This is a genomic window from Lactiplantibacillus modestisalitolerans (assembly GCF_005405425.1).
Classification (GTDB): Bacteria; Bacillota; Bacilli; order Lactobacillales; family Lactobacillaceae; genus Lactiplantibacillus; species Lactiplantibacillus modestisalitolerans.
The window spans coordinates 155,069-176,331 of the sequence record NZ_BJEA01000009.1 but is presented as its reverse complement, the minus strand read 5'-3'; the positions used below and the strand labels follow the sequence as shown (position 1 = coordinate 176,331).

Below are 21,263 nucleotides of genomic sequence, written 5' to 3'. Positions count from 1 at the left end.
GTTTTCGCTTGTTAATCCGAAATAGAAACAGTATAATTTAGAATGAATTATTTTCCAGATGGGAAATTTCCAATTAGGCGAATTGATGCTGGAAGGGTAATTTTAAAAGACATGAGATTAAAGAGAAAATCCATCAATTGAGGAGAATGGCTGATGGTGAACGAGAAAACCAAATTATACGGCTCCGTGTTGATCAAGGCCAAGCTGATCTTGGACGCGATCCTGAATATGGAAACCGCACCAACGTTAAACGAAATTAGCCGAGCATCAAAAATTAATGCCCCTACGACTTTGAAGATTTTAACGACGCTGGAAGCGTTAGGCTTTGTTCGCCGTGATAGTGATTCACGGAAGTACTACTTAGGAACCCAGTTTTTAATGTACGGGCAGAAGGCGTCTGAAAGCTTTGATATTCGTTCGGTGACCCGGACGTTGTTGCAACGCTTACGGGATGCGACGGGGGAGACGGTTAACCTGGGAGTCGCTCAGGATGACGACGTGGTCCTCGTTGAAAAGCTGGAGAGTCCGTCGAGTATTAAGCTGAAGTCAACGGTCGGTGGTCGGATGAACCTTTATTCGTCATCGATGGGGAAGGCGATTTTGGCGCAGTATTCGGAAGAGCAGCTCAAGGCGTACTTTGCGCGGACGACGCTCGAACCGGTAACCGATAATACGATTACGCGGATTCCGGCGCTGAAAGCGGATCTAAACAATATTCGCAGCGTTGGTTTTTCAATCGACGACGAAGAAAACGAGCCAGACATTTATTGTATTGGGGCGGCAATCATGCGTAATCAGCACTTATACGGTGCGTTTAGCGTGAGTGCCCCCAAGTACCGGGTCCCAGAAGAACGCCGGCGGAACTTCATCCGGCTCGTCTTGGAAACGCAACACCAGATTCAAGAGATGTTGTAATTGAAATGGTTCGGTTGAGCAAAATAGCTGGTCACCAGGGCGTCCTGATGGCCGGCTATTTTTGCGTTCAACGGCGTTCAGTTCAGACGATTGAAATGGGGTGCGGTTGCGCCGGAGATTGCAGCTCAACGCACCAATGGGTGAAAACTGAACAGACTGAACGGACGAAAAAAGCGCCGCCAGCAATTTTGCTGGTAGCGCTTAATTTTTTTTGTAAAGAATCAATTTCTCCGTTTGCGAATCAACGATAATTAATCTAGGAGGAAATTCATTATTTCGTCGTACCCTTCGAAACGATTCCTTTACGTTGAAGTCGACGGTAATACCACATCGTGACGAACGGGGTGAGGATCGCAGTGATCAACACACAGGTCGCAACGATAGCGGTTGCTGAAGCGGCAACGGGCTTAAAGCTCTTATCCATTTCAGCAATAACCACTGGGACGGAAATCGCGGCCCCGGCCGTTGAAGAAGCGGCCCAGCCGGCTAAACCGTCTGAACGGGCAATGTACTTGTCGGCCAAGCAGAGGACAAAACCACTGATGAAGACAACGGCAATCCCCATTAAGATTCCGACAATCCCGGACTTCAGAAGCATGTTAAAGTCCATACTGTACCCAATCGTGAACGCGAAGAATGGAATCAAAGCGCCCCCAACGGGTTGGAACATCTTGCGAATTTCTGGGTCGAGCCCACCGAGAATCAAGCCCAATGCGAATGGGACTAAGGTTGAAACCAAAGCTTGCCATGGGAAAGCACCGATTCCGGCGATCCCTAAGGTCAACATCGTAAAGAACGGTCCGGATTGAATACTGAAGAACGGATAGGCGGCTAAGTCGATCTCCCGGTCCGGAATAGTTGACATTAGGGCGGTGTATAAACCACCGTTAGCGGCATTGAAGGAGGCGATGACGGCTAACGTGGAGAAGCCCGCAAAGACCCCGCTGGTAATTCCTGTAATCGGTAACAATTGATTGATGATAATTCCCAGCAAAGCCGCAAGTAAAACTTTAACGAGTAGTAAGGTGACCCCTTTAGATGCGATCTTACCCGAAGCTTTTAGATTGATTCCCGTCCCAATACAGAAGAAGAATACAAACAAAAGCACGGAAGTCCCGGTCATGAAGGAGCCGGTAACCCCTGATAATTCAACGTCTAATTTTGGCCAAAGTGTGTGAACAAGGGCCCCGATAATCAGCGGGACGATCATAATTCCGCCCGGAACCTTGTCAATTGCTTTTTTAATTCCCATTCTCAAATCTTCTTTCTACTTATGGAGTAAATGAAATCGTTAACATTATGTAGAATAATAAATGCAGGGCATGGCCCTGCATTTATCAGAACTATTAACGTTTATTCATAAAATTAACGTAAGTCGTGCATGTCAACTTGGTCCATGTCATCATAGGTTTGGTTTTCACCACACATTGCCCAGATGAAGGAGTAGTTAGTTGTTCCGACACCACAGTGGATGGAGAAACTAGGGTTAACAACTGCTTGGTCTGGTTCCAAGAAGATGTGCTTCGTGTTGTCAGGAGTGCCCATGAAGTGAACGACCCGGGTGTCAGGATCACCGAATTCGGTGTAAAGGTAAGTTTCCATCCGACGTGCGTGGGTGTGCGCTGGCATGGTGTTCCATGAGTTACCTGGTTCAAGAACCGTGTAACCCATTTGTAATTGACAAGTGTCCATTTGTGAAGCATCGATGTACTTGTGAATGGTCCGCTTGTTCATGTGTTCTTGGTCACCTAAAGGCATTGAAATTGAGTCTTTATAAGCCAATTTCTTTGATGGGTAAGTCTTGTGAGCTGGCGTTGAAACAACGTAGAACTTAGCAGGCTTTTCAGCATTGTCTGATTCGAAGACCACGTGCTTCGTACCCATTCCAATGTAGTAACCATCGTGTGGTTCGATGTGTTCTTTCTTCCCGTCAATCGTTACGGAACCAGCTTCACCAATGTTGATGAACCCTAATTCACGGCGTTGTAAGAAGAATTCAACACCTAATTGCTTGTCTAACTTAATTTCCAATGGTTCGTTGGTTGGTGTAACCCCACCAAAGATCATCCGATCATTGTAAGTATAAGTTAACAAAATATCACCGGCGCTGAAAATCTTTTCCATTAAGAATTGATCGCGCATTTGATCAGTACTGTAATGGTTCATATCTTCAGGACTATGTGCATAACGTGTTACCATATTGAATGACATAAAATAAACCCTCCGTTTTCTAAATAAGAAAATACATTTCTTGTTTGCGCTTACAAATTCAGTATAACGGCTCTTAGAAAAAAATCAAGGGGGAAAATGAAACTAAACGCAAACTTTTCATGCGGATGCTTGGGCTAAACGCGGAATCCGCGGGGTTTGATTGGTATCGCTAACATTAATTTTCATTTTTAGCCGTTGCAACGCACCCCCTTGAAACGGTTGGGAGCGGATTTTTGCGTCGCGGCAGATGGTAACGGTTACACTTACCAGGGAATCCTCGTGACAAATTGTGCAAGTTGGGTTTAAATAGAAGGGTAAATCAAATATTAGATTAATTATGAAGGGATTGTCACGCTATGCGAAAAGTGACTATTCAAGAAGTCGCGGAGGCGGCCGGCGTTTCGAAATCGACGATGTCGCGCTACCTCAATCAAAACTATTCGCACATGTCGGTGAGTACCCGCCAACGCATCGAGAAGACGGTTAAGGCGCTCGCGTATCGGCCCAGTCGCCGGGCGCAGTCGTTAAAGACGAAACGGAGCCGTCTGATTGGTATTATGATCGCGGATATTTCTAACGTGTACGTTTCCCTACTATTAAAGGGAATTACTAACTATTTAAAACAATATGATTACCAGACGTTGATTATGGAGTCTGGGAATTCAGTTGAACAGGAGCGCCAGCAGCTTGATCAGATGCTGGATCAGTCGGTTGAGGGGATTATTTTGCAGCCCAACTCGCGCTTGTCGGCCACTTACCAGTTCATCGCGGATGCAGAAGTGCCGCTAGTGTTGGTCGACCGCGAGACCGCGCCTTTTCGCTGGGATACGATTGAGACCGATAACTACCAGGCGACGAGCCGGTTGAGCGCCCAAGTGCACCAATCAGCGGAGGCCTATACGGTCGGGCTAGTCGTTAGTGAAGATGTTCACGCAATTTCAACGCGGGAGCAACGCTTAGCCGGATTTATCAATGGCGTCGCGCCACTGCCGGTTCAAACGGTTGAGCTGGATGCGTCTAACGCGGCGTTCACCCAGAAATTGCAAACCCTCCTGGCAGCCAACGAGCACCCACTCGTCTTTGCGAACAACGGGAAGGTACTCGCGGTGGTGTTAAAAACCCTGCAGGCGCTATCGTTAAGCGTTCCGCGTGACGTGGGGGTTGCAGGCTATGACGACTGGAACTGGGCCGGACTTGTTGGACCAGGTATTTCGACGGTCGAACAACATCCCGATAAAATTGGCTATTTGGCGGGCGAAATGTTGATGAAACTGGTGCAACCGCACGAAAAAAAGCCCAAGCCAGCCATTCATACGCTACCAGCGTCGGTTAAATTCCGGCAGTCGATTTAAATTATTAATATCGGCTGTAAGCGATTGACAAACGATGATTGAACCAGTAACCTAAGTTTTAGGAAACCGGTTTACAAACTTTAAATATAAAAATAATTGTTACTAAGAATTTTGAGAGATTTAGGAGCGATATCATGAGTGAATTTTTAACGGTCGGCGAACCAATGGCATTATTCGCCTCCCAAGATGCAGATACGAAGTTGAAGGACGCCACCCATTTTCAAAAGTTTTTGGCGGGCGCCGAAGTAAACGTGGCCATCGGGGTCTCCCGTCTAGGCCACTCCGTTGAGTACGTCACCCAGCTCGGGGCGGACCCGATGGGGGACTACATTAAGGACCAGTTGGATGAAAATCACGTGGGGACGAGCTATATTCGTTCGACGGATGCGTATTTAACGGGCTTTCAGATGAAGGAGCGGGTAACGGAAGGGGGCCCGGCCACTTTCTACTTCCGGAAGGGTTCGGCAGCGTCACACTTGGAAAAGGCTACGATTGATCACATTAACTTTGATGAATTAAAGCTCATCCACATGACGGGGATTTTCCCGGGAACGTCTAATCAAGCGCTAGAAACGTTTGGTTACTTGATGTCGAAGGCCCACGAACACGCAATTCCAGTGACGTTTGACCCGAACTTGCGGCCAACACTGTGGTCAAGTCGCGAAAAGATGATTAAGACGATTAACGGCTTGGCGGCCCGGGCGGACGTGGTGTTGCCAGGAATTACGGAAGGCGAAATTTTGATGGGGTCGCGTGATCCGGAAAAAATTGCGGACTTCTTCTTGCAAAATGGGAGTCAGACGAAGACTGTCGTCGTTAAGGTCGGGCCAAAAGGGGCCTTTATTAAGACCAAGGATGGTCAGAAGTATAGTGTGCCGGGCTATAAGGTGGCGAAGGTCGTGGATACGGTTGGCGCTGGTGATGGTTTTGCGGCGGGCTTCATTACGGGTCAGTTGGAAGGCTTATCAATTGAGGCGTCGGCGTTGCGCGGTAACGCGGTTGGTGCGTTCGGCGTCCAGGCGCCGGGAGATAATGATGGTTACCCGACGCGTGAGGAGTTGGACCAGTTTATGGCGGCGTATGCAAGATTGTAGAGTGTGAAGGCCAGCGGGTTGATGCTGAGCAATACCTAGCTAAAGGGATTATCGCGGGCTTTGCGATGGGCCCTTTAGCGTAGTAGGCGCAGGCATCAGCTGGCCTGAACACGTTTCGGCTATAAAGCAGGGAAGCGGGTTTGGCAATGGCGACTTAGCGTAGCAAGCGCAGATACCAGCTTGGTCGAGCACGTTTCAACCATAACGCCCAGCGGCCGCACGTAATGATAGTAGTAAATTCAAAATTATAAGTTAGTAAAGAAGCACTTAGACCAACGCAGGCCTAAGTGCTTCTTTGTGTTCTAGCGTTTCATTTCTTACTAATAATCAGATGTTCCACATGAAACATCTTACTGCCGATCCTGAGGCATTAACCCAAGACTACTACCAATAATCATTTGCTCGCCGGCGCGAGCCCACAAGGCAAACAACCGGTTAATGTGTTTGCGGTTATAAGGCGTTCCCGGCTGGCCATCATCTTCGACCCGGTTGTTCCCGCGACCAGATTTGCAAATTGGTAACTGGGCAGTATCTAAATCTGAAAACGTTAGGAGCCTGTTAAGCGTAATTTCGTGGCGCCAGTCCGCACCGAAGTCGTAGGTGTAGGTCACCGGACCGTTAGCCAAATCGGGATAAACAAAGTGTTCCGCGGCCAACTTAGCCGGTTCGCCAAAACTATCCGCAAAGGGATCGGGTTGGGCGAGGTATTGGTCGGTCGTCCCCTTAGGCTGAAACGCGTACATATGGTAGTTTTCCCAGTCAAAAGCTAGTTGAATTAAGGTGTGGAGCTGATCATACCGCAAAGATAGGGGAACTTGTAAGGTTCGAGACGCTGCGGGTTGCACGTCTAATAGTTTAACTTTAATTTCCATTGCAACGGTTGGATTTTTCATGGCGAGGCCCTCCTTGGCTAGCGCTTACGACGGCGTTTTAGGCGTTTAAGTCTACGCTTGTTTGAAACGTGTTCATTACGGTGTTCCATGCTTATTTCGGCTGCGAACGGGTCTTCTGCGGGTTGGGTCGTCTCCAACACGTCGATCAGTTGATCGCGGCGCGTGACGGAAAGGACTTGCGAATCGGCGAGTAGGTTGAACAGGGCCGTTAAAGCTTGGATTAATTCGCGATGTTGCTGCTCGGACTGACGGGGGAACGTCCACTGGATGAACCCGGCCCAAGCCTGAGCCGTCCAATGTACGGCCGTTTGTAAGTGTTCCCGGTAGAACAGATCAAACATTTGCTGGCCGAGTGCGGTGATTGCCGGGGCGTCCCAGTGCGGAAGTGGGTAATTTTGGCGCTGTAACCAGAGCTGCAAGCCGTACGCCGTGCCATCCAGATGAACTTGTTTAGCAGTTTCTTCGTTCCATTGAATATCGCCACGTTTATCAAGGTGTCCCGAGGTGTGTAAGTAGCGTTCCTCGGGGTCGGGATCGTAAATCCGAGCGACTGCGAGCATTTTTTCGTGATCGGTAGCAATGTCGGCAAGTGCTTCTAAATTGGAATCCTGTTCGTATTTTGAATTTGACACGTGATTACCTTCTTAGCTTTGATTGAGACTCAATTGACTAAGCATCTTTTTTCCATTGTACCTAGTGCAAGTTAGGTAGCGCAAGCCCGCTTTTTTTGATTAATTAGAATTTAAAAAGAATGTTTTGTAATCGTTTACAGCCGTTTGAAAGCGTGTTATATTTTCCTTATCAGGTTAACCGGTTAACTGGAGGTAAGGAACATGCCATTAAAATATCAACAAGTCGAACAGTTTTTATTGTATCAATTGAAAAACGGTGATTTTAAGGAGGGCGACAAGTTTTACTCGGAAGCCGAGTTGAAGAAACGCTTTGACGTCAGCTCCGCAACGGTCATCAAGGCAATCAACGCACTCGTTTCTAAGGGGTTGTTGGTTCGCCAGCAGGGGAAGGGCACCTTTGTTTCACGCGCCCGCCGCGGCCAGCTCGTTAAGTTCTTTGATCGTGAAAAGGACAACGACGCTGACGAAACCGTGACGGTCCTATCCATTAAGCGCGAAAGCGATCCCCGCATTCTGGCCGAACTGAAGTTGACCGCGGGTGACAGCTATTATCATATTATTCGTTTACGGCGGGCGAACACGGTTCCGGTCCAGTTACAACATACGTACTTGATGGCGGATTACTTTAATCCAATTGCCCTTAAAAAACCAACTTATTATGAATCGGTCTATGAACGCATTCGTCAGGATAGTGGTATTGACTTATTCAGTACGCAAATTGATGAAACCACGGCGATTGCCTTTCCGGTACCAGCCGCAGAACGCGAGCTCTTACAACTGGAAAACGCGCAGCAGCCAGCTGCCTTTATTCGGCGGCACAGTTACCTTTTCGATGATACCGTGATTGAGTATGTTGAAAGTTATAAACGATGGGATTATTTTGAAATTCAGATCAAAACCGTCTGAGGAGGAGTGACATCATGCAATGGTGGCAAATATTATTAATTACGCTTTATTCAGGATTTGCAATTTATGATGGTAACAACACAACGTTTGGGACTGTTAAGCCAACGATGGCCGGGTTCTTCGCCGGCTTAATCTTAGGGGACGTTCAAACCGGGTTAGTTGTCGGTGGGACCTTGAACTTGTTAGTTCTCGGGGTCGGTAACTTCGGGGGTTCCTCAATGCCCGACTACATGACTGGGGCGCTCCTTGGGACGGCCTTCGCAGTTTTAAGTGGGAAGGGCGCCCAGTTCGGGGCCACTTTAGCCGTTCCGATTGGCTTACTGATGATTCAATTAGACGTTTTGGCACGGTTCTGCAATACCTTCCTGCAACACCGGGCTGAAAAACTGGTCAAGGACGGGAAGTTTAAGTCGGCGACCCACATGAACTTGTACGGGATTATCCCAACGTCACTATCACGGATGATTCCAGTGTTCTTAGCGTTGATCTTTGGGTCCCAGTTCGTTCAAAACGTGGTTAACAACTTGCCAATGTGGTTAATGAACGGTTTGAAGACCGCCGGTGGGATTTTACCAGCGTTAGGGATTGCGATTTTGCTCCGCTACTTACCATTAAAACAAAACGTGGCCTTCCTATTAATTGGGTTCTTCTTGGCGGCCTTCCTCAAGGTGCCGGTAATTGGAGCCGCTATCATTGGGTTAGCCATGGCCTTAGTTGCCTTTAATCATGACAGTAAACCAGCTCAAGCTGAAGCTGCAACGACGGGTGCAAGCGATGACGACGAAGGAGATATGGAAGATGAGTAAAAAAGTTGAATTAAACGCAAGCATGAAAAAAGTCTTCTGGCGTTGGTACTTCTTCGGCCAAGCCGGTTGGAACTACGAAAAAATGCAGGGTCTCGGGTACTACTACAGTGTTTACCCGTTGCTCAAGAAAATTTACGGGAACGTGGACGTTCAAGCGGAAGCGTCACTAAACGAATTACAATTCTTTAATACGAATAACTCGATGGCGCCGATCATTTTAGGGGTCGACGGCGCGATCCAAGAACACCAAGGGATTGCGGCCAAGGATACCGTGGCTTCCCTGAAAACAGGGATGATGGGACCCATGGCCGGGATCGGGGATACGCTGTTTGCGGTTATTCCAAACACCATTATCGGTTCGATTGCGTCCTACATGGCGTTGAAGGGCAACCCGGTTGGCCTGATTCTCTGGATTGCTTACGGTTTCTTACGGCTTGGGATTATGCGGAGCTTTTTCTACATGGGGTACCGCGAAGGGGTTAAGTTGATTGACTCTTTAGGCGACCGGTTGAAGAAGATTACCAGCGCGGCCAACGTGTTAGGGATGACGGTGATTGGAGCCTTGATTCCGTCGGTCATTACGGCAACCTTTGCGTATAAGTACCATAATGGGGGCGTTAAAGTTTCGCTTCAGGACTTGGCGGATCAAATTATGCCAGGTTTAGCACCGGCGTTAGTCGTTTTAATGGCTTACTGGTTACTTGGACGCAAGAAGATGAACTCGACACGGGTTACATTCATTTTGATCCTAGTTGGGATTTTAGCTTATAACTTGAAGATTTTTGCTTAATTTAAGGAGCGATAAACATGCAAGGGTTTGTAAATATTCGAATTGACGACCGCTTGATTCACGGCCAAGTCGCAACGCGCTGGGCAACTGGCCTGCGGGTTAACCGGATCATGGTGATCGATGACGCGGTCGCTAACGACGACGTACAAAAGAGTGTGCTCCGAATGGCGGCGCCGGCGGGGATTGCCACTTCCATCATTACCGAGGAAAAGGCGATTCATAATATTCAGGCCGGGAAGTACGCGAAACAACGGGTCTTACTCGTGGTGCGGCGGCCGAAAGTGTTGCTTGACTTGGTCAACGCTGGTCTCGACATTACCAAGATTAACATCGGGAACATGTCGAACCGCGAAGACACCGTGCAAGTGAAGAAGTCGGTTAGTTTAACTGCTGAAGAACGGGCCGATATTGAAGCGTTGATCGCGGCGGGCGTTGAAGTGACGGCCCAAATGGTTCCGGATGACGCCGAAGTACCGATGACGAAATATTTGAAGTAGGTGATGGGGAGCCCACGTTACTAGCCGGTCAAGTTCGGTGGTGACATGGGCTTTCGTTTTTCAAGAGAAAGGGATTGGACGGATGTTAAGAGCTGAAGCAACGACGAAGTTAACGGCGCTGGGTGCGACCGTTGATCAGAAATGGGTCGACGACCGGCTACGTACGGCAATTGAAAAGGTCAGGGCCCAGATTCCGCGTTTTGATGGTCAGTTTCCGTCGGCTTGTACGACGGCCATGCGTTACCGGATTAAGGCGAACGATGATTGGACGAATGGCTTTTGGACCGCAATGATGTGGATGAGTTACGAAGTTACCGGGGAAAAAATCTTTAAGACGCAAGCCGAAGCCCAGCTAGCGAGTTTCCAACGACGCCTGGATGATCACTTTGTACTGGATCACCACGACATTGGCTTTCTCTACTCGCTGTCTGCGGTCGCGGGTTACCGGGTGACGGGCGATTACCAACGGATGGTGTTGCAGGCGGCCGACGTTTTGTTAAACCGCTACCAACCGAAGGGCCAGTTCATTCAAGCCTGGGGTGTGAAGGGCGCGGCCGACGAATACCGGCTAATTATTGACTCCTTGTTAAACTTACCGTTGTTGTTTGAGGCGACGAAGTTATCCGGCGATGCCAAGTATGCCGAAGTGGGTCAAAAACATTATCACCAAGTTTTGAGTCACATTGTGCGGCCGGACTACTCCACTTACCACACGTTCTATTACGATCCGCAAACCGGGGCCCCCTTAAAAGGTGCGACGGCGCAAGGTTATTCAGACGATTCTTGCTGGGCGCGCGGTCAGGCGTGGATTTTACTAGGGATGCCGTTGTATAAGCGGTTCTTTGAAGAAACCGACGAACGGGCGCTGTACCAACATTTAGTGGGCTACTACTTAGATCGCACGCCGGCGGACTTAATTCCGTATTGGGACCTGATTTTTGATGACCAGAGCGACCAACCGAAGGATAGTTCGGCGGCGGCCATCGTGGCCTGCGGGGCGTTAGAAGCGCAACAGCGCGGTTATTGGGATGATGGTCAGGCCGTCGCGCGCGGCTTGCTCAAAGCGCTCGACCCGTACCGGACTGAACCGGGACAGGAAGGGCTCCTACAACACGGCGTGTACGCCTATTCAATTGGGAAGGGCGTCGACGAGGCCAACTTATGGGGCGACTACTTCTACATGGAAGCCCTGATGCGGCTCGCACGGCCTAGCTGGCAAACTTATTGGTAAGAGTGAGGACTATGGAAAAATTTGAGATTAAAAAACATTTTTTACTGAACGGTCAACCGTTCAAAATTTACTCGGGCGCGGTCCACTACTTTCGCATCGCACCGTCGGAGTGGCGCTTAACGCTCCTAAAACTTAAGGCGGCCGGGCTGAACACGGTTGAAACCTACATTCCGTGGAACGTTCACGAGCCAGAAGAGGGTCAGTTTGATTTTAGTGGTCGCTATGACGTGCAACGCTTCGTTGAGTTAGCGCAGGAACTCGGGCTCTACGTTATTTTACGGCCCAGCCCGTACATTTGTGCGGAATGGGAGTTTGGCGGCTTGCCGGCCTGGTTACTGAAGTACCCCGACATGGTGGTGCGGACGAATACACCACGGTTTATGGCGAAGGTTGAAGCTTACTACGCCCGCCTTTTTCAGGAACTCGTCCCACTCCAAATTACCCACGGTGGCCCGGTACTCATGATGCAGGTCGAAAACGAATACGGCTCGTTTGGTAATGACAAGGCGTACTTGCGAGCAATTAAACACTTAATGGAAGCCAACGGAGTCGACGTCCCGTTATTTACGTCCGATGGAAGCTGGCAACAGGCATTACAGGCCGGTAGTTTAATTGACGACGACGTTTTTGTCACCGCTAACTTTGGGTCCCATTCACCGGAAAACTTGGCGGCCCTGCAGGTCTTCATGCAAACTCATCACAAGCAGTGGCCATTAATGTGCATGGAATTCTGGGACGGCTGGTTTAACCGCTGGCAGGAACCAATCACCAAGCGGGATGCGGCTAGCTTTGAGCAGGACTTACAAGCCCTGGTTGACGCCGACGCCAACTTTAACCTCTACATGTTCCGTGGCGGGACTAACTTTGGCTTCTACAACGGGGCTTCGTCGCGGGTTGGGATCGATTACCCGCAAATCACCTCGTACGACTACGACGCCGTCCTCCACGAAGATGGTCAGCCGAGCGCCAAGTACGCGGCCTTACAGCGGGTCCTCAACGTGACCACGCCCGCACCGACGGGGGCGCTTCCGCGTCCTTTGGCCAGTGTGCACCGCACCGCGCAACTGCACCTAGTCGACGTCCTCGACGCCCTCGGCCAACATTGCCACAGCGCACAACCGCAGACGTTTGCGCTCGGCTCCGGGTACGGTTACCTGTTTTATCAAACTCAGGTGGCCGGTAATCATCAGCCCGAAAAGCTCCAATTGCTGGACGTGAACGACCGCGTGGACGTCTACGTGGACCATCAACTGGTCACTACTCAGTACCAGGCGACGCTCGGAACACCGATTGAGACGCCGTTAACGCCTACGAGCACCGTTCAGCTACTAGTTGAAAATACTGGCCGGGTCAACTACGGCGCGCGGCTGCTCTCGCCAACCCAACAAAAGGGGTTGCGGACCGGGATGATGGTCGACCGCCACTTGCACTACGGCTGGGACCAGTGGGCACTGGACTTTAGCCAGTTGGCGCAACTAAATTGGCAGACGCCCAGTCCGTCGAATTACGGCCCGACGTTGTCACAATTTACGTTCGACGTCAGTGACCGCCACGCGACCTACTTGGATTGTAGTGGGTTCGGTAAGGGCGTTGCGTTCATCAACGGCATCAACCTCGGGCGCTTCTGGCAGGACGGTCCGACCCAGCGGCTCTACATTCCGCAGGACTTTCTACGGTTAGGGACCAACCAAATCGTTATTTTAGAAACAACGGCAACCGCAAGCGACGAAATTAGTTTTGCGGCCACTCAGGAGGAGAATTTAAATGCGTGATTTATTATTAGTTAGCCACGGTCCATTGGCGCAAAGTTACTTGGCTAGTTTAGATATGATTGCTGGCGGGCACAACCGCGTGCAAGCGGTGACCTTTGATGGTGAAATCAGTAAGGACGAACTAGCTCGCAACGTGCAGGCTAGCGTTAATCCGGACCACGAAACGGTGATCGTTGTGGACTTGCCGGGTGGTACGCCGTGCAACGTCTGTTTAGAAAATTACTTGCGGGACGATCAGGTCACCATTTTAGCAAGTTTAAACTTACCGATGTTATTAGAGATTTACTTAAACTTAGATAATCCCGATTATCAACTGGCAACGGCCCTCCAAACGGCGGCGGGGAACTGCTTTGACGTGAAGCAGCGCTTGGCGGCGACGGATGATGAGGATGATGAATAGGGGTTGAGGATAAAACGCTACTCTGAAAAGGGGTAGCGTTTTTTGTTGACTAATCAGTATTTTTAACAAGATTCAACATGAACGTATTGATTAGGATCAGATTGCGATGGCAAAGGTTGCAAGGTCCTTATTAATGATGATATTTGATTGACTAGTTTGTTCAAACTGTTCAGATAAACGCGCTATCCAGTCACCCAGTCGGCGGCAGTTAAACATTAAAAAAGTACGATGAACCGCGAGCAAAATCGCATCGTTCATCGTACTTTTTAATTATCAGGCTTCTGGCGCTAACCGGTGGCGTTCCGCGTGGTCAATGACCAGCTGCGCGTCATCGAATGCGTAGAGCCCCTGGATGTCGCCAGTATTGAGGGCGGCGATTGCCTCATTAGAGAGGTTGAGCGCGTCAGTCGTAAAGCTAAGTTGCTCATTAGTTGCGGTCGTGGCCGTGAAAGTCTTAGTCGCTGCGTGGTTCGTGATACTGAGGGTTTGCGGTAGGGCCGCTAATTTTCCCAGCACCTGGCGGTAGTGAACGTCGGCGACGCGTTGATCACGAATGACCAGAATTTGGCCGGTCGAGTCCGCCTGAAGGAGGAGGGCGGCGTAGTGGTCAACGTTAATGAGACTGACAATCCCGGCTTGGCCGCTGTTTAGAGCGGTGGCTGCCGTTACGGTCGCTTGGAACGTTTGGTCGGGTTCCGTTTGCCGTAAGCCCACGAAAGCCGGAGTCCCTAAGTCGGTTAAGCGGCTAGCGTTACCCCCGAGTCGTAGTCCGGCGGGGCCAACCGTTAAGCTCGGTACGTTGGCTCGTAGCGTCAACCATTCGGGCCGCAAACTGGCACCTTTGAAGTTATCCTCAAAATCAGGTAACGCTTGCGGTTGGGTTAAACTGGCCGCGTGGTTCGGCCACTGACGGAGGTCAACGGTCTGGGTTGGCGTGCCGGTGTAAATTACGGGCCAGTCGCCACGCCAGTCAACCGGATAAAGCAACGTTTCACGGCCGAGGTTGGTGATTTGCATGAAGCCCACACTTGCGGGGCGCGTGCCTAAGCAAGTTAACCACCAGTGGCCATTGGAATCTTGAAAGAGGTCGGCGTGCCCAATGTTTTGTAACGGTTCATTGGCCCGGTCGCGGTTGGTGAAAAGCGGGTTCACCGCGTTGGGCGCCGTAAACGGGCCCCACAGCGAGCGGCTACGCATCATGGTAATCATGTGGCCCATTCCAGTGCCACCTTCCGCCATCAATAGGTAGTACCAACCGGCCTTTTTGATGATGTGCGGTCCCTCGACGTCGCGGCCGCCGGTTCCGTACGTTAATAGTTGCGGTCCGGTCAACACGGCGCCGGTGGTTAGATCGATTTCAACTTGCTGGATACCCTTGGTCCCGTGATCATCTAAGTAGCCGGTGAATTGAACGTAGGTCCGGCCATCCTCAAAGTAGAGGTCGGGGTCAATCCCGGCAACGTCAACGATGGTACGCTGGGTCTCCCAGTCAATTGCGGCGCCATCCGCCGCTAAGCTTCCCCGAATAATGAAGGTCTTGAACTCGGCGAAGTTAGTCGTGATGACGTAGAAGTGGCCTTGATGGTAACGCAGGCAAACCGCGAAAATCCCTTCGTTGGACTTCGAGTGGCTTAAATCGGCTTGCGCCGGTTGTTGAATAACGCCCGGGAGACGCACCCAGTTCAGGAGGTCGGTACTTTTTGAAATGGCGATCCCTGGATAATACTCGAAGGTGCTGTTAGCGAGGTAGTAGACGCCGTTCACCTGAACGATACTAGGATCGGGCATCATTCCGCGTAAAATTGGATTTTGATAAGTTGTTATCATTTGAACGCTTCCTTCCGGGCTTACTTACTGGTCCGTTCACTAAGTAGTGGTGTTTGGGCCAGTAACTGGTTAATGGCGGCTAAGTGGTCGGCACTAACGTTAATAAACGGCAACAAGGTATTCAGTTTCGTTAACGACATGGTACCTAAGCCGCCTTCCGCAGCGCTTGGATCATTACGGAAGAAGTCGAGGACCGGGTCGATTTGATCAATCTGCTTTGTCAGTTCTGCGTCTTGTAAAATGACTTTTGCCGGGGTTTCAGCATTGTAGCGGCCGACGTAATCCTGGGTCGGGACGTAATTGATGGTGTAAGTGCCCGCGGTTAAGTCGAACTGTCCGCCTTGATGCGCTTGCTGATTAACTTGAACCGCTTGGTCAGTTGCCCGCGGTAAGTCGACGTGGGCCGTAACACCCACCGGAACCGTCACCGTTAGTTGAATGCGGTGTTCGGCGTCACTTTCAACCTGGTAAGCCACTTGTAAATCGCCATACGGCGTATCAAAGTGACCAGCAACTTGCTTCAACCGGTAGTTAAAGTTCGGCTTCAACGTCACTTCTTGGTAGCCTGGCGTGTGACCGTCAATTCCGAGTAAGTACTTGTAGCCCCACTCCATGATGGCCCCAATACTGTAATGGTTCAGCGAATTCATGCCGTCGGGATTCATCGAGCCGTCCGTTTCCACGGAGTTCCAACGTTCCCAAACGGTGGTGGCGCCCATGTTAACGGCGTACAGCCAGCTTGGAAAGTCCTCTAACATGAAAATCTTGGTGGCTAAGTCGTGGTGACCGTATTTGGATAAGACTTGGCAAATAAACGGCGTACCCACGAAGCCGGTTTGCAAGTGGTCGTTATCCTTCTTCAAGCGGGCGACGAGGTCGCTGACGACCCGTTCTAACTGTGATTCTGGGACGAGCTTAAAGTAGAGCGTTAAGGCGTAAGCCGTTTGCGTATCGATTGAGAGGCGTCCGTTAGCCGTAATGTACTCATTTTGAATGGCCGCCCGAATATCAGCAGCGAGTTGGGCGTAGTGGGCCGCGTCCGCTTTGTGCCCAGTCAGTTGCGCCGATTTAGCGACAATTTCGCTGGAGTATGCGTAGTAAACGGAGGCGATAAAGTCTTCGTCGGTCTTTCCAGTTGGTAACGCTGGGTTTTCACCGTCTAAGGCAATCCAGTCACCAAATTGGAACATCCCCGTCCAGAGGTTGGCTGTCTTGGTATTGGCCGTAATCCAGTCGACCCAGGCCTTCATGCTAGCGTAGTTTTGCTTGATGATCGCCGGGTCACCGTATGTCTGGTACATGTTCCACGGAATGATCGTGGCCGCGTCGCCCCAAACGGCCGCGCCGCCATCGTCGACTCCCATCGCGGGGGCGTACATCGTCAGCATGCCAGCGTGCTGAGCTTGTTCGACGGCCATGTCCTTGGCGTACTTCTTGAAGAACGGGTAGACGTTCATGTTCAAAGCGGCGGTGTTGGAGAAGATGTCCGCGTCACCAGTCCAGCCTAAGCGTTCATCCCGCTGTGGGCAGTCGGTTGGGACATCAAAGAAGTTACTCTTTTGCCCCCACAAAACGTTTTGGAACAGCCGGTTGACCTTGGCGTTGTCGGTTTGAATGCTACCGGTTAGCGCCATATCGGAATACATCACTGCGGCCCGAAAGTTTTTCAATTCGAGTGGTTGGGTGTTGCCAGTTACTTTGACGTAGCGGTAACCAAAGTAGGTGAAGTGGGGCCGAACCCACTTAGCTTGACCATCCGAAACGTAAGTAAAGCTGGCACGGGCAGCGCGTAAATTATCGCGGTAGAAATTACCCTTTTGCAAAATTTCACCCATTTGGAAAGTTAATTTTGTTCCCTTAGGTTCGGTGTTATAGAACTCTAACCAGCCCGCTTGGTTTTGCCGAAAATCTAAAACCTGTTCCTTGGCGGGCGTTTCAATCAGTTCTTTTGCGGGTAAGGTTTCTTGGATTTTAATTGGTAAGCTTAACCGGTCTTCGAGCATGGTCGTGGCCTTGGTAAGCACCGTTACGGGTTGCCAGTTACCAATTGGCAATGTATCATCTAAGTCTTCACCGTAGTAGATGGCGGATTTAGTGATGCGGCCGCGCGTGGTTTGCCACTGGTCGTCGGTGTTAATGACGGCCTGCGTCCCATCGGTGTAGGTTAAATGTAGTTCGGCGAGTGCCATTTGCTGGTCACCGTAAATACACTCCTGACCGCCATCAAAGCCAAAGGTCCCCTTATACCACCCATCACCCGTTGAAATGAGGAGTTCGTGGTTGGTTTGGGTTTGTAAGGGTTCAGTTACGTCGTAAGTTTGAACTTGGACCCACTTACGGTAGTCGGTGGAACCCGGGGCTAAGTACTCGTCGCCAACTTTTTGGTGATCTAAGTACGCTTCGTAGACGCCAAGGCCGGTGACGTACAGCCGGGCTGATTGAATGGCTTTAGCCGTCTCAAAATTGCGCTTGAAGAGTGTGTTTTGCAGGTCCTTATCGGCGTTCGCAATCCATTTGGCGCTGTATGCTTCGGCCATTTTACCAGTTTCAAAAGTGGTCGTTGCGCTAGTTTGTTCAGCGGCGGTTTGCACCGTAATTTCGGCGTGATATTGGGTTCGCGGTTGAAGCGCCATTTCAACGTCAAAGTAGTTGTTGTCATAAGGTAACTTAGTCGTTTGATACAGCGGCTGGTTCGCATCGGTCGCCCAAATCGTTAATTGCTTCGTCATCTGGCCTGCTTTGGCGGCGGTGACTTTGAATTCGAGGCGCAAGTTGTCCAATTGAAAACCCAACGGCGCGTGCATGTGATTGACTAAAATATCTGAAATTTGCATGATGTTAACTCCTTTTTTACAGTTTGGCAGTTAGGTCGCCACAAAATGGGTCGACGGGGCTCTTACCCAAGAACGGTTCCTGGCCGCTCAGCTTGCGGAGCGTGGCGTCAATGCTAGCTTGATTGCCGGTGTAGGCGTTGACGAAGGTCGAAACGCTCGGAATGTCGAATAGGTGATACGGGTTGGCCGTCGAAACGAAGACGGTCGGGATACTCTTGAGGAACCACGGCGCATCGGCCGCCATTAAGTGGACCCAGTTCAGCCGGGTCGTCGTTTGGTTGCTGGCGGTTTCGACGTTGGCGACGTAGAGCGCTAAATCAAATTTTTGTTGAAGGTCCGAAACGCCCTCCTCAAAGACTTCGTGGAAATCTAAGTGACGTTGGTCAAACAAAGTCACTTGGAACCCCTGGGCTTCAAGGCCGGTCTTAAACGCATCCGTGACGTGCCCACCTTCCTTGAAACCGCCGTCGTCGGTGTCGCCGAGGACGACGAGCCGAATCCGCGGGTACTTTTTAGGGGTAATTGGGAGTAGCTGGTCGCGGTCCTTGACGAGCGTAACGGCTTGCTTGGCCGCAGCTTGCGCCGCTGCTAAGTGGTCGGCTTGGTGTAAGTCGAGTTGAGCGGGGGCGGTGATCAAGGTTTGTTCGTCGCTGTCCATGACCCCCTGCGCGAGTTTTGTACCGAGGATGCGGGTGACGGCCTCGTTGACGCGTTCGATGGTCAGCGTACCGTTTTGAATCGCCGTTTTGATAGCGGCGTAGTCCTCATCAATATTTTTATTAAAGAGAATCATGTCGATGCCGGCGTTGATCGTGGCCGGCAAGAGTTCTTTACGCGGTAAAGCGGTGTTGTAACCCAACATCGGGGTGGCGTCGGTAATGGTCAGTCCGTTAAAATGTAAAACGTTGCGTAGCAAGCCGTCAATCAATAATTTTGAGCTTGAAGCGGGCCGTAAGTCTTCATCAGCGATGCCAGGATCAAGTTGGCGTTCCCAGGCGGGTTGCATGATGTGAGCAATCATGATACTTGAGACGCCCTGATCAATAAAGTGGCGATAGATTTGCCCGTAAGAGGTCATCCAGTCTTCGGTCGACAGCGAGTTGATCGAACTTAACAGGTGTTGGTCACGTTCGTCAACGCCGTCACCCGGAAAGTGTTTGATGACCGGGATAATGTCGTTTTCGGTTAAGCCTTGTGCTTGCGCGTCGGCCATCTTAGTGACCCGCTGCTGGTTATCACCGAAGGTCCGGGTATTCATAATCGGGTTACGAAAGTTTTGGTCGAGATCGACGATCGGTGCAAACGACATGTTGGCGCCGACTTGCCGGGCTTCGGAGCCGGCAACGTTCCCGAGTTCATAGGCGTTGTGCGGGTCATCAGTTGCCGCCATTTCCAGCGGCATTCCGAACCAGGTACCTTCGTTGATAATGCCGTTACCACCAGACTCCAAGTTAGCCGCAAAGAAAAGCGGTACTTGGCTACTGGTTTGCGCCGTTGCGATTTCACGCTTTATTTTTTGCGCTTGGTCGGGCCGATACATCATCCCACCAGGTTGGTATTTTTTAATGAAAGCTTTGATATCGACACTGTCTTCATCCTGACCAATGACAAAAAAGAGTTGGCCAACTTTTTCGTCAAGCGTCATTTGCTTAACTTTGTTTTCAACGTAGTTAATTTGTGATTGGTTAAGGTTGTACGGTTTCTGTTTTAAATCTACCATAATTTAAAACCTCCAAATTTATGATTACGCTTACATGCTAACTTAACGGCCCCGCGGAAACTATTGCTAAAACCAAGTAATTCTGTGTCGATTTCGTAGGTGTTAGTGAAAAGCCCTTATCACACTATTAAGGTTAAGGTAAGATAAAAACGGTTACAATGAGTGGAAACAACTCCGGAAAAAAGAACCTGTAAAAAACCAACTTGATGAAGGGAAGCGAAGCGGATGAATACTGAAATTCTGGAACTCTTACACCGTAATAATCAGCCCCGTGACTGGCAAAAGATGGAACCAACCATGCGGCCCAAACGAGCGGGCTCCGTTGGTACGGAACCGGTTTATGAGTTCTATCACACGCTGGACGATTCGCTTGAAGAGAGCTTGCAGTCGATTGCGATTTCGGTACAACCGGTGAATTCTTACATTCCGTTTCATAAGCATAACTATGTCGAAATCATGATTCCGTTATTGGGCGACTGCACGGTCGTGACTAAGCGGGAAAAACTACACGCAGCGCAAGACGATATTATTGTGATGGGAAATAATGCGGTCCACCGGGTGGAACCAATTAGTACCGGGGCCATCGTGGTAAACTTGGCGCTTAAGCAATCGGCGTTTACGATGAACGATTTTGATTTTATGTTGGCCGAAAGCGCGACCCCCAGCGTGGCGACGATGCTCTTTTCACTGTTATCAAACGAGAATCATGGCGAGGCGAATTATGGCCTTTTCAAAATTCAACATGATCCTAAAATCGTGGATACGTTATACGACGTTATTCAGGAGTATTACCATGCGGACAACCAAACCAGCCAAATTATCCGCTTGGAGATTTTGACGCTCTTCTTACGGTTAATCCGGGTGGCGGGAACAACCAAAGTTGAGGTCGCGGCACACCGGACTACCGACTTGCTGGCGTTACTGCTGTACATTGAAAAGCATTATGCGGACATTACCCTACGCGATATGGCGGCCTATTTTGGCTTTAACCCGAATTACTTATCGTCCTATTTGAAGCGGGCGACCGGTCTAACGTTTATTAAACTGGTCCACTTGCAACGCGTTAACGTCGCCGCGAAATACCTGACTTATAGCAGCGCACCGATTGAGCAAATTGCCGTCAAAGTTGGCTATGAAAATCCGTCCTACTTTTATAAAGTTTTCCGTCAACACTTAAACGTGTCGCCGACCGAGTACCGGGAGCAAAAATAAAGGTTCTGTATCAGTTGGTGTTAATCTGCCGCCAGCAGCGGGTGTAACCGGTTGGCTGGAACACTGCGGGCATCGATTTGAGCTCACGGGGAAATCCACCCCGCAATCTCAAATTCGAGCCTTATTCTAAGCCGTAAGCAGCCCACTTCCGGCTAAGAATAATTTCGCAGT

18 protein-coding genes are annotated in these 21,263 nt (G+C 50.2%); 11 read left to right on the top strand and 7 right to left on the bottom strand.

Annotated features, from left to right (window positions below; genetic code table 11):
* Positions 1-153: 153 nt before the first annotated feature.
* Positions 154-915 (top strand): IclR family transcriptional regulator, encoded by a 762-nt coding sequence (locus FFM79_RS06195; protein ID WP_137642600.1) that lies wholly within the window; start codon positions 154-156, stop codon positions 913-915.
* 271 nt (positions 916-1,186) lie between these two features.
* On the opposite strand, the gene FFM79_RS06190 is transcribed toward FFM79_RS06195, so the two are convergent.
* Positions 1,187-2,167 (bottom strand): 2-keto-3-deoxygluconate permease, encoded by a 981-nt coding sequence (locus tag FFM79_RS06190; RefSeq protein ID WP_137642599.1) that lies wholly within the window; start codon positions 2,165-2,167, stop codon positions 1,187-1,189.
* Positions 2,168-2,280: 113 nt separating this feature from the next.
* A complete protein-coding gene (kduI, locus tag FFM79_RS06185; RefSeq protein ID WP_137642598.1) occupies positions 2,281-3,126 on the bottom strand; it encodes a 5-dehydro-4-deoxy-D-glucuronate isomerase in 846 nt (281 codons plus the stop codon).
* Between the two features lie 356 nt (positions 3,127-3,482).
* On the opposite strand from kduI, the gene FFM79_RS06180 reads away from it, so the two are divergent.
* A complete protein-coding gene (locus tag FFM79_RS06180) occupies positions 3,483-4,478 on the top strand; it encodes a LacI family DNA-binding transcriptional regulator (RefSeq protein WP_137642597.1) in 996 nt (331 codons plus the stop codon).
* Between the two features lie 134 nt (positions 4,479-4,612).
* Complete coding sequence (locus tag FFM79_RS06175) at positions 4,613-5,572, top strand: sugar kinase (protein ID WP_137642596.1); 960 nt, start codon at positions 4,613-4,615, stop codon at positions 5,570-5,572.
* A 350-nt stretch (positions 5,573-5,922) separates the two neighbouring features.
* Here the strand turns inward: FFM79_RS06175 and FFM79_RS06170 are convergent, their stop codons facing one another.
* Positions 5,923-6,465, bottom strand: coding sequence for a plasmid pRiA4b ORF-3 family protein (locus FFM79_RS06170; RefSeq protein ID WP_137642595.1), 543 nt, complete (start codon positions 6,463-6,465; stop codon positions 5,923-5,925).
* Between the two features lie 17 nt (positions 6,466-6,482).
* The gene (locus tag FFM79_RS06165) at positions 6,483-7,097 is read right to left on the bottom strand and encodes a hypothetical protein (RefSeq protein ID WP_137642594.1); all 615 of its coding nucleotides are present in this window, start codon (positions 7,095-7,097) and stop codon (positions 6,483-6,485) included.
* Positions 7,098-7,298: 201 nt separating this feature from the next.
* On the opposite strand from FFM79_RS06165, the gene FFM79_RS06160 reads away from it, so the two are divergent.
* The 7 genes from FFM79_RS06160 to FFM79_RS06130 all read left to right on the top strand — a co-directional run bounded on the left by FFM79_RS06160 (position 7,299) and on the right by FFM79_RS06130 (position 13,499).
* Complete coding sequence (locus FFM79_RS06160; protein WP_137642593.1) at positions 7,299-8,003, top strand: GntR family transcriptional regulator; 705 nt, start codon at positions 7,299-7,301, stop codon at positions 8,001-8,003.
* Positions 8,004-8,017: 14 nt separating this feature from the next.
* Positions 8,018-8,809 carry a PTS mannose/fructose/sorbose/N-acetylgalactosamine transporter subunit IIC gene (locus tag FFM79_RS06155; protein ID WP_137642592.1) on the top strand — a complete coding sequence of 264 codons (792 nt, stop codon included), beginning with the start codon at positions 8,018-8,020 and terminating at the stop codon, positions 8,807-8,809.
* Complete coding sequence (locus tag FFM79_RS06150) at positions 8,802-9,599, top strand: PTS system mannose/fructose/sorbose family transporter subunit IID (RefSeq protein ID WP_137642591.1); 798 nt, start codon at positions 8,802-8,804, stop codon at positions 9,597-9,599. The genes FFM79_RS06155 and FFM79_RS06150 overlap by 8 nt, the downstream gene beginning before the upstream one ends.
* A 17-nt stretch (positions 9,600-9,616) precedes the next feature.
* Positions 9,617-10,096 (top strand): PTS sugar transporter subunit IIB, encoded by a 480-nt coding sequence (locus FFM79_RS06145; RefSeq protein ID WP_137642590.1) that lies wholly within the window; start codon positions 9,617-9,619, stop codon positions 10,094-10,096.
* A gap of 82 nt (positions 10,097-10,178) precedes the next feature.
* Positions 10,179-11,327, top strand: coding sequence for a glycoside hydrolase family 88 protein (locus FFM79_RS06140; protein WP_137642589.1), 1,149 nt, complete (start codon positions 10,179-10,181; stop codon positions 11,325-11,327).
* Positions 11,328-11,338: 11 nt separating this feature from the next.
* Complete coding sequence (locus FFM79_RS06135) at positions 11,339-13,099, top strand: glycoside hydrolase family 35 protein (protein WP_137642588.1); 1,761 nt, start codon at positions 11,339-11,341, stop codon at positions 13,097-13,099.
* A complete protein-coding gene (locus FFM79_RS06130) occupies positions 13,092-13,499 on the top strand; it encodes a PTS sugar transporter subunit IIA (RefSeq protein WP_137642587.1) in 408 nt (135 codons plus the stop codon). Before FFM79_RS06135 ends, FFM79_RS06130 begins: the two co-directional genes overlap by 8 nt.
* Before the next feature lie 273 nt (positions 13,500-13,772).
* Here the strand turns inward: FFM79_RS06130 and FFM79_RS06125 are convergent, their stop codons facing one another.
* The 3 genes from FFM79_RS06125 to FFM79_RS06115 are packed head-to-tail and all read right to left on the bottom strand — an operon-like array spanning position 13,773 to position 19,880.
* A complete protein-coding gene (locus tag FFM79_RS06125) occupies positions 13,773-15,326 on the bottom strand; it encodes a glycoside hydrolase family 43 protein (RefSeq protein WP_137642586.1) in 1,554 nt (517 codons plus the stop codon).
* 20 nt (positions 15,327-15,346) lie between these two features.
* Positions 15,347-18,160 carry an alpha-L-rhamnosidase gene (locus FFM79_RS06120; protein ID WP_137642585.1) on the bottom strand — a complete coding sequence of 938 codons (2,814 nt, stop codon included), beginning with the start codon at positions 18,158-18,160 and terminating at the stop codon, positions 15,347-15,349.
* Between the two features lie 16 nt (positions 18,161-18,176).
* The gene (locus FFM79_RS06115) at positions 18,177-19,880 is read right to left on the bottom strand and encodes a glycoside hydrolase family 3 protein (protein ID WP_137642584.1); all 1,704 of its coding nucleotides are present in this window, start codon (positions 19,878-19,880) and stop codon (positions 18,177-18,179) included.
* A 225-nt stretch (positions 19,881-20,105) separates the two neighbouring features.
* Here FFM79_RS06115 and FFM79_RS06110 point away from each other — a divergent pair, with 225 nt between their 5' ends.
* Positions 20,106-21,092, top strand: a complete 987-nt coding sequence (locus tag FFM79_RS06110) for an AraC family transcriptional regulator (protein ID WP_137642583.1) — start codon at positions 20,106-20,108, stop codon at positions 21,090-21,092.
* Positions 21,093-21,263: the final 171 nt, after the last annotated feature.

What these genes read in the sequence shown, in the direction of transcription:
- FFM79_RS06195 (WP_137642600.1), top strand. Translation starts at nt 154, where the DNA reads ATGGTGAACGAGAAAACCAAATTATACGGCTCCGTGTTGATCAAGGCC.
- FFM79_RS06190 (WP_137642599.1), bottom strand. Translation starts at nt 2,167, where the DNA reads ATGGGAATTAAAAAAGCAATTGACAAGGTTCCGGGCGGAATTATGATC.
- kduI (WP_137642598.1), bottom strand. Translation starts at nt 3,126, where the DNA reads ATGTCATTCAATATGGTAACACGTTATGCACATAGTCCTGAAGATATG.
- FFM79_RS06180 (WP_137642597.1), top strand. Translation starts at nt 3,483, where the DNA reads ATGCGAAAAGTGACTATTCAAGAAGTCGCGGAGGCGGCCGGCGTTTCG.
- FFM79_RS06175 (WP_137642596.1), top strand. Translation starts at nt 4,613, where the DNA reads ATGAGTGAATTTTTAACGGTCGGCGAACCAATGGCATTATTCGCCTCC.
- FFM79_RS06170 (WP_137642595.1), bottom strand. Translation starts at nt 6,465, where the DNA reads ATGAAAAATCCAACCGTTGCAATGGAAATTAAAGTTAAACTATTAGAC.
- FFM79_RS06160 (WP_137642593.1), top strand. Translation starts at nt 7,299, where the DNA reads ATGCCATTAAAATATCAACAAGTCGAACAGTTTTTATTGTATCAATTG.
- FFM79_RS06155 (WP_137642592.1), top strand. Translation starts at nt 8,018, where the DNA reads ATGCAATGGTGGCAAATATTATTAATTACGCTTTATTCAGGATTTGCA.
- FFM79_RS06150 (WP_137642591.1), top strand. Translation starts at nt 8,802, where the DNA reads ATGAGTAAAAAAGTTGAATTAAACGCAAGCATGAAAAAAGTCTTCTGG.
- FFM79_RS06145 (WP_137642590.1), top strand. Translation starts at nt 9,617, where the DNA reads ATGCAAGGGTTTGTAAATATTCGAATTGACGACCGCTTGATTCACGGC.
- FFM79_RS06140 (WP_137642589.1), top strand. Translation starts at nt 10,179, where the DNA reads ATGTTAAGAGCTGAAGCAACGACGAAGTTAACGGCGCTGGGTGCGACC.
- FFM79_RS06135 (WP_137642588.1), top strand. Translation starts at nt 11,339, where the DNA reads ATGGAAAAATTTGAGATTAAAAAACATTTTTTACTGAACGGTCAACCG.
- FFM79_RS06130 (WP_137642587.1), top strand. Translation starts at nt 13,092, where the DNA reads ATGCGTGATTTATTATTAGTTAGCCACGGTCCATTGGCGCAAAGTTAC.
- FFM79_RS06125 (WP_137642586.1), bottom strand. Translation starts at nt 15,326, where the DNA reads ATGATAACAACTTATCAAAATCCAATTTTACGCGGAATGATGCCCGAT.
- FFM79_RS06120 (WP_137642585.1), bottom strand. Translation starts at nt 18,160, where the DNA reads ATGCAAATTTCAGATATTTTAGTCAATCACATGCACGCGCCGTTGGGT.
- FFM79_RS06115 (WP_137642584.1), bottom strand. Translation starts at nt 19,880, where the DNA reads ATGGTAGATTTAAAACAGAAACCGTACAACCTTAACCAATCACAAATT.
- FFM79_RS06110 (WP_137642583.1), top strand. Translation starts at nt 20,106, where the DNA reads ATGAATACTGAAATTCTGGAACTCTTACACCGTAATAATCAGCCCCGT.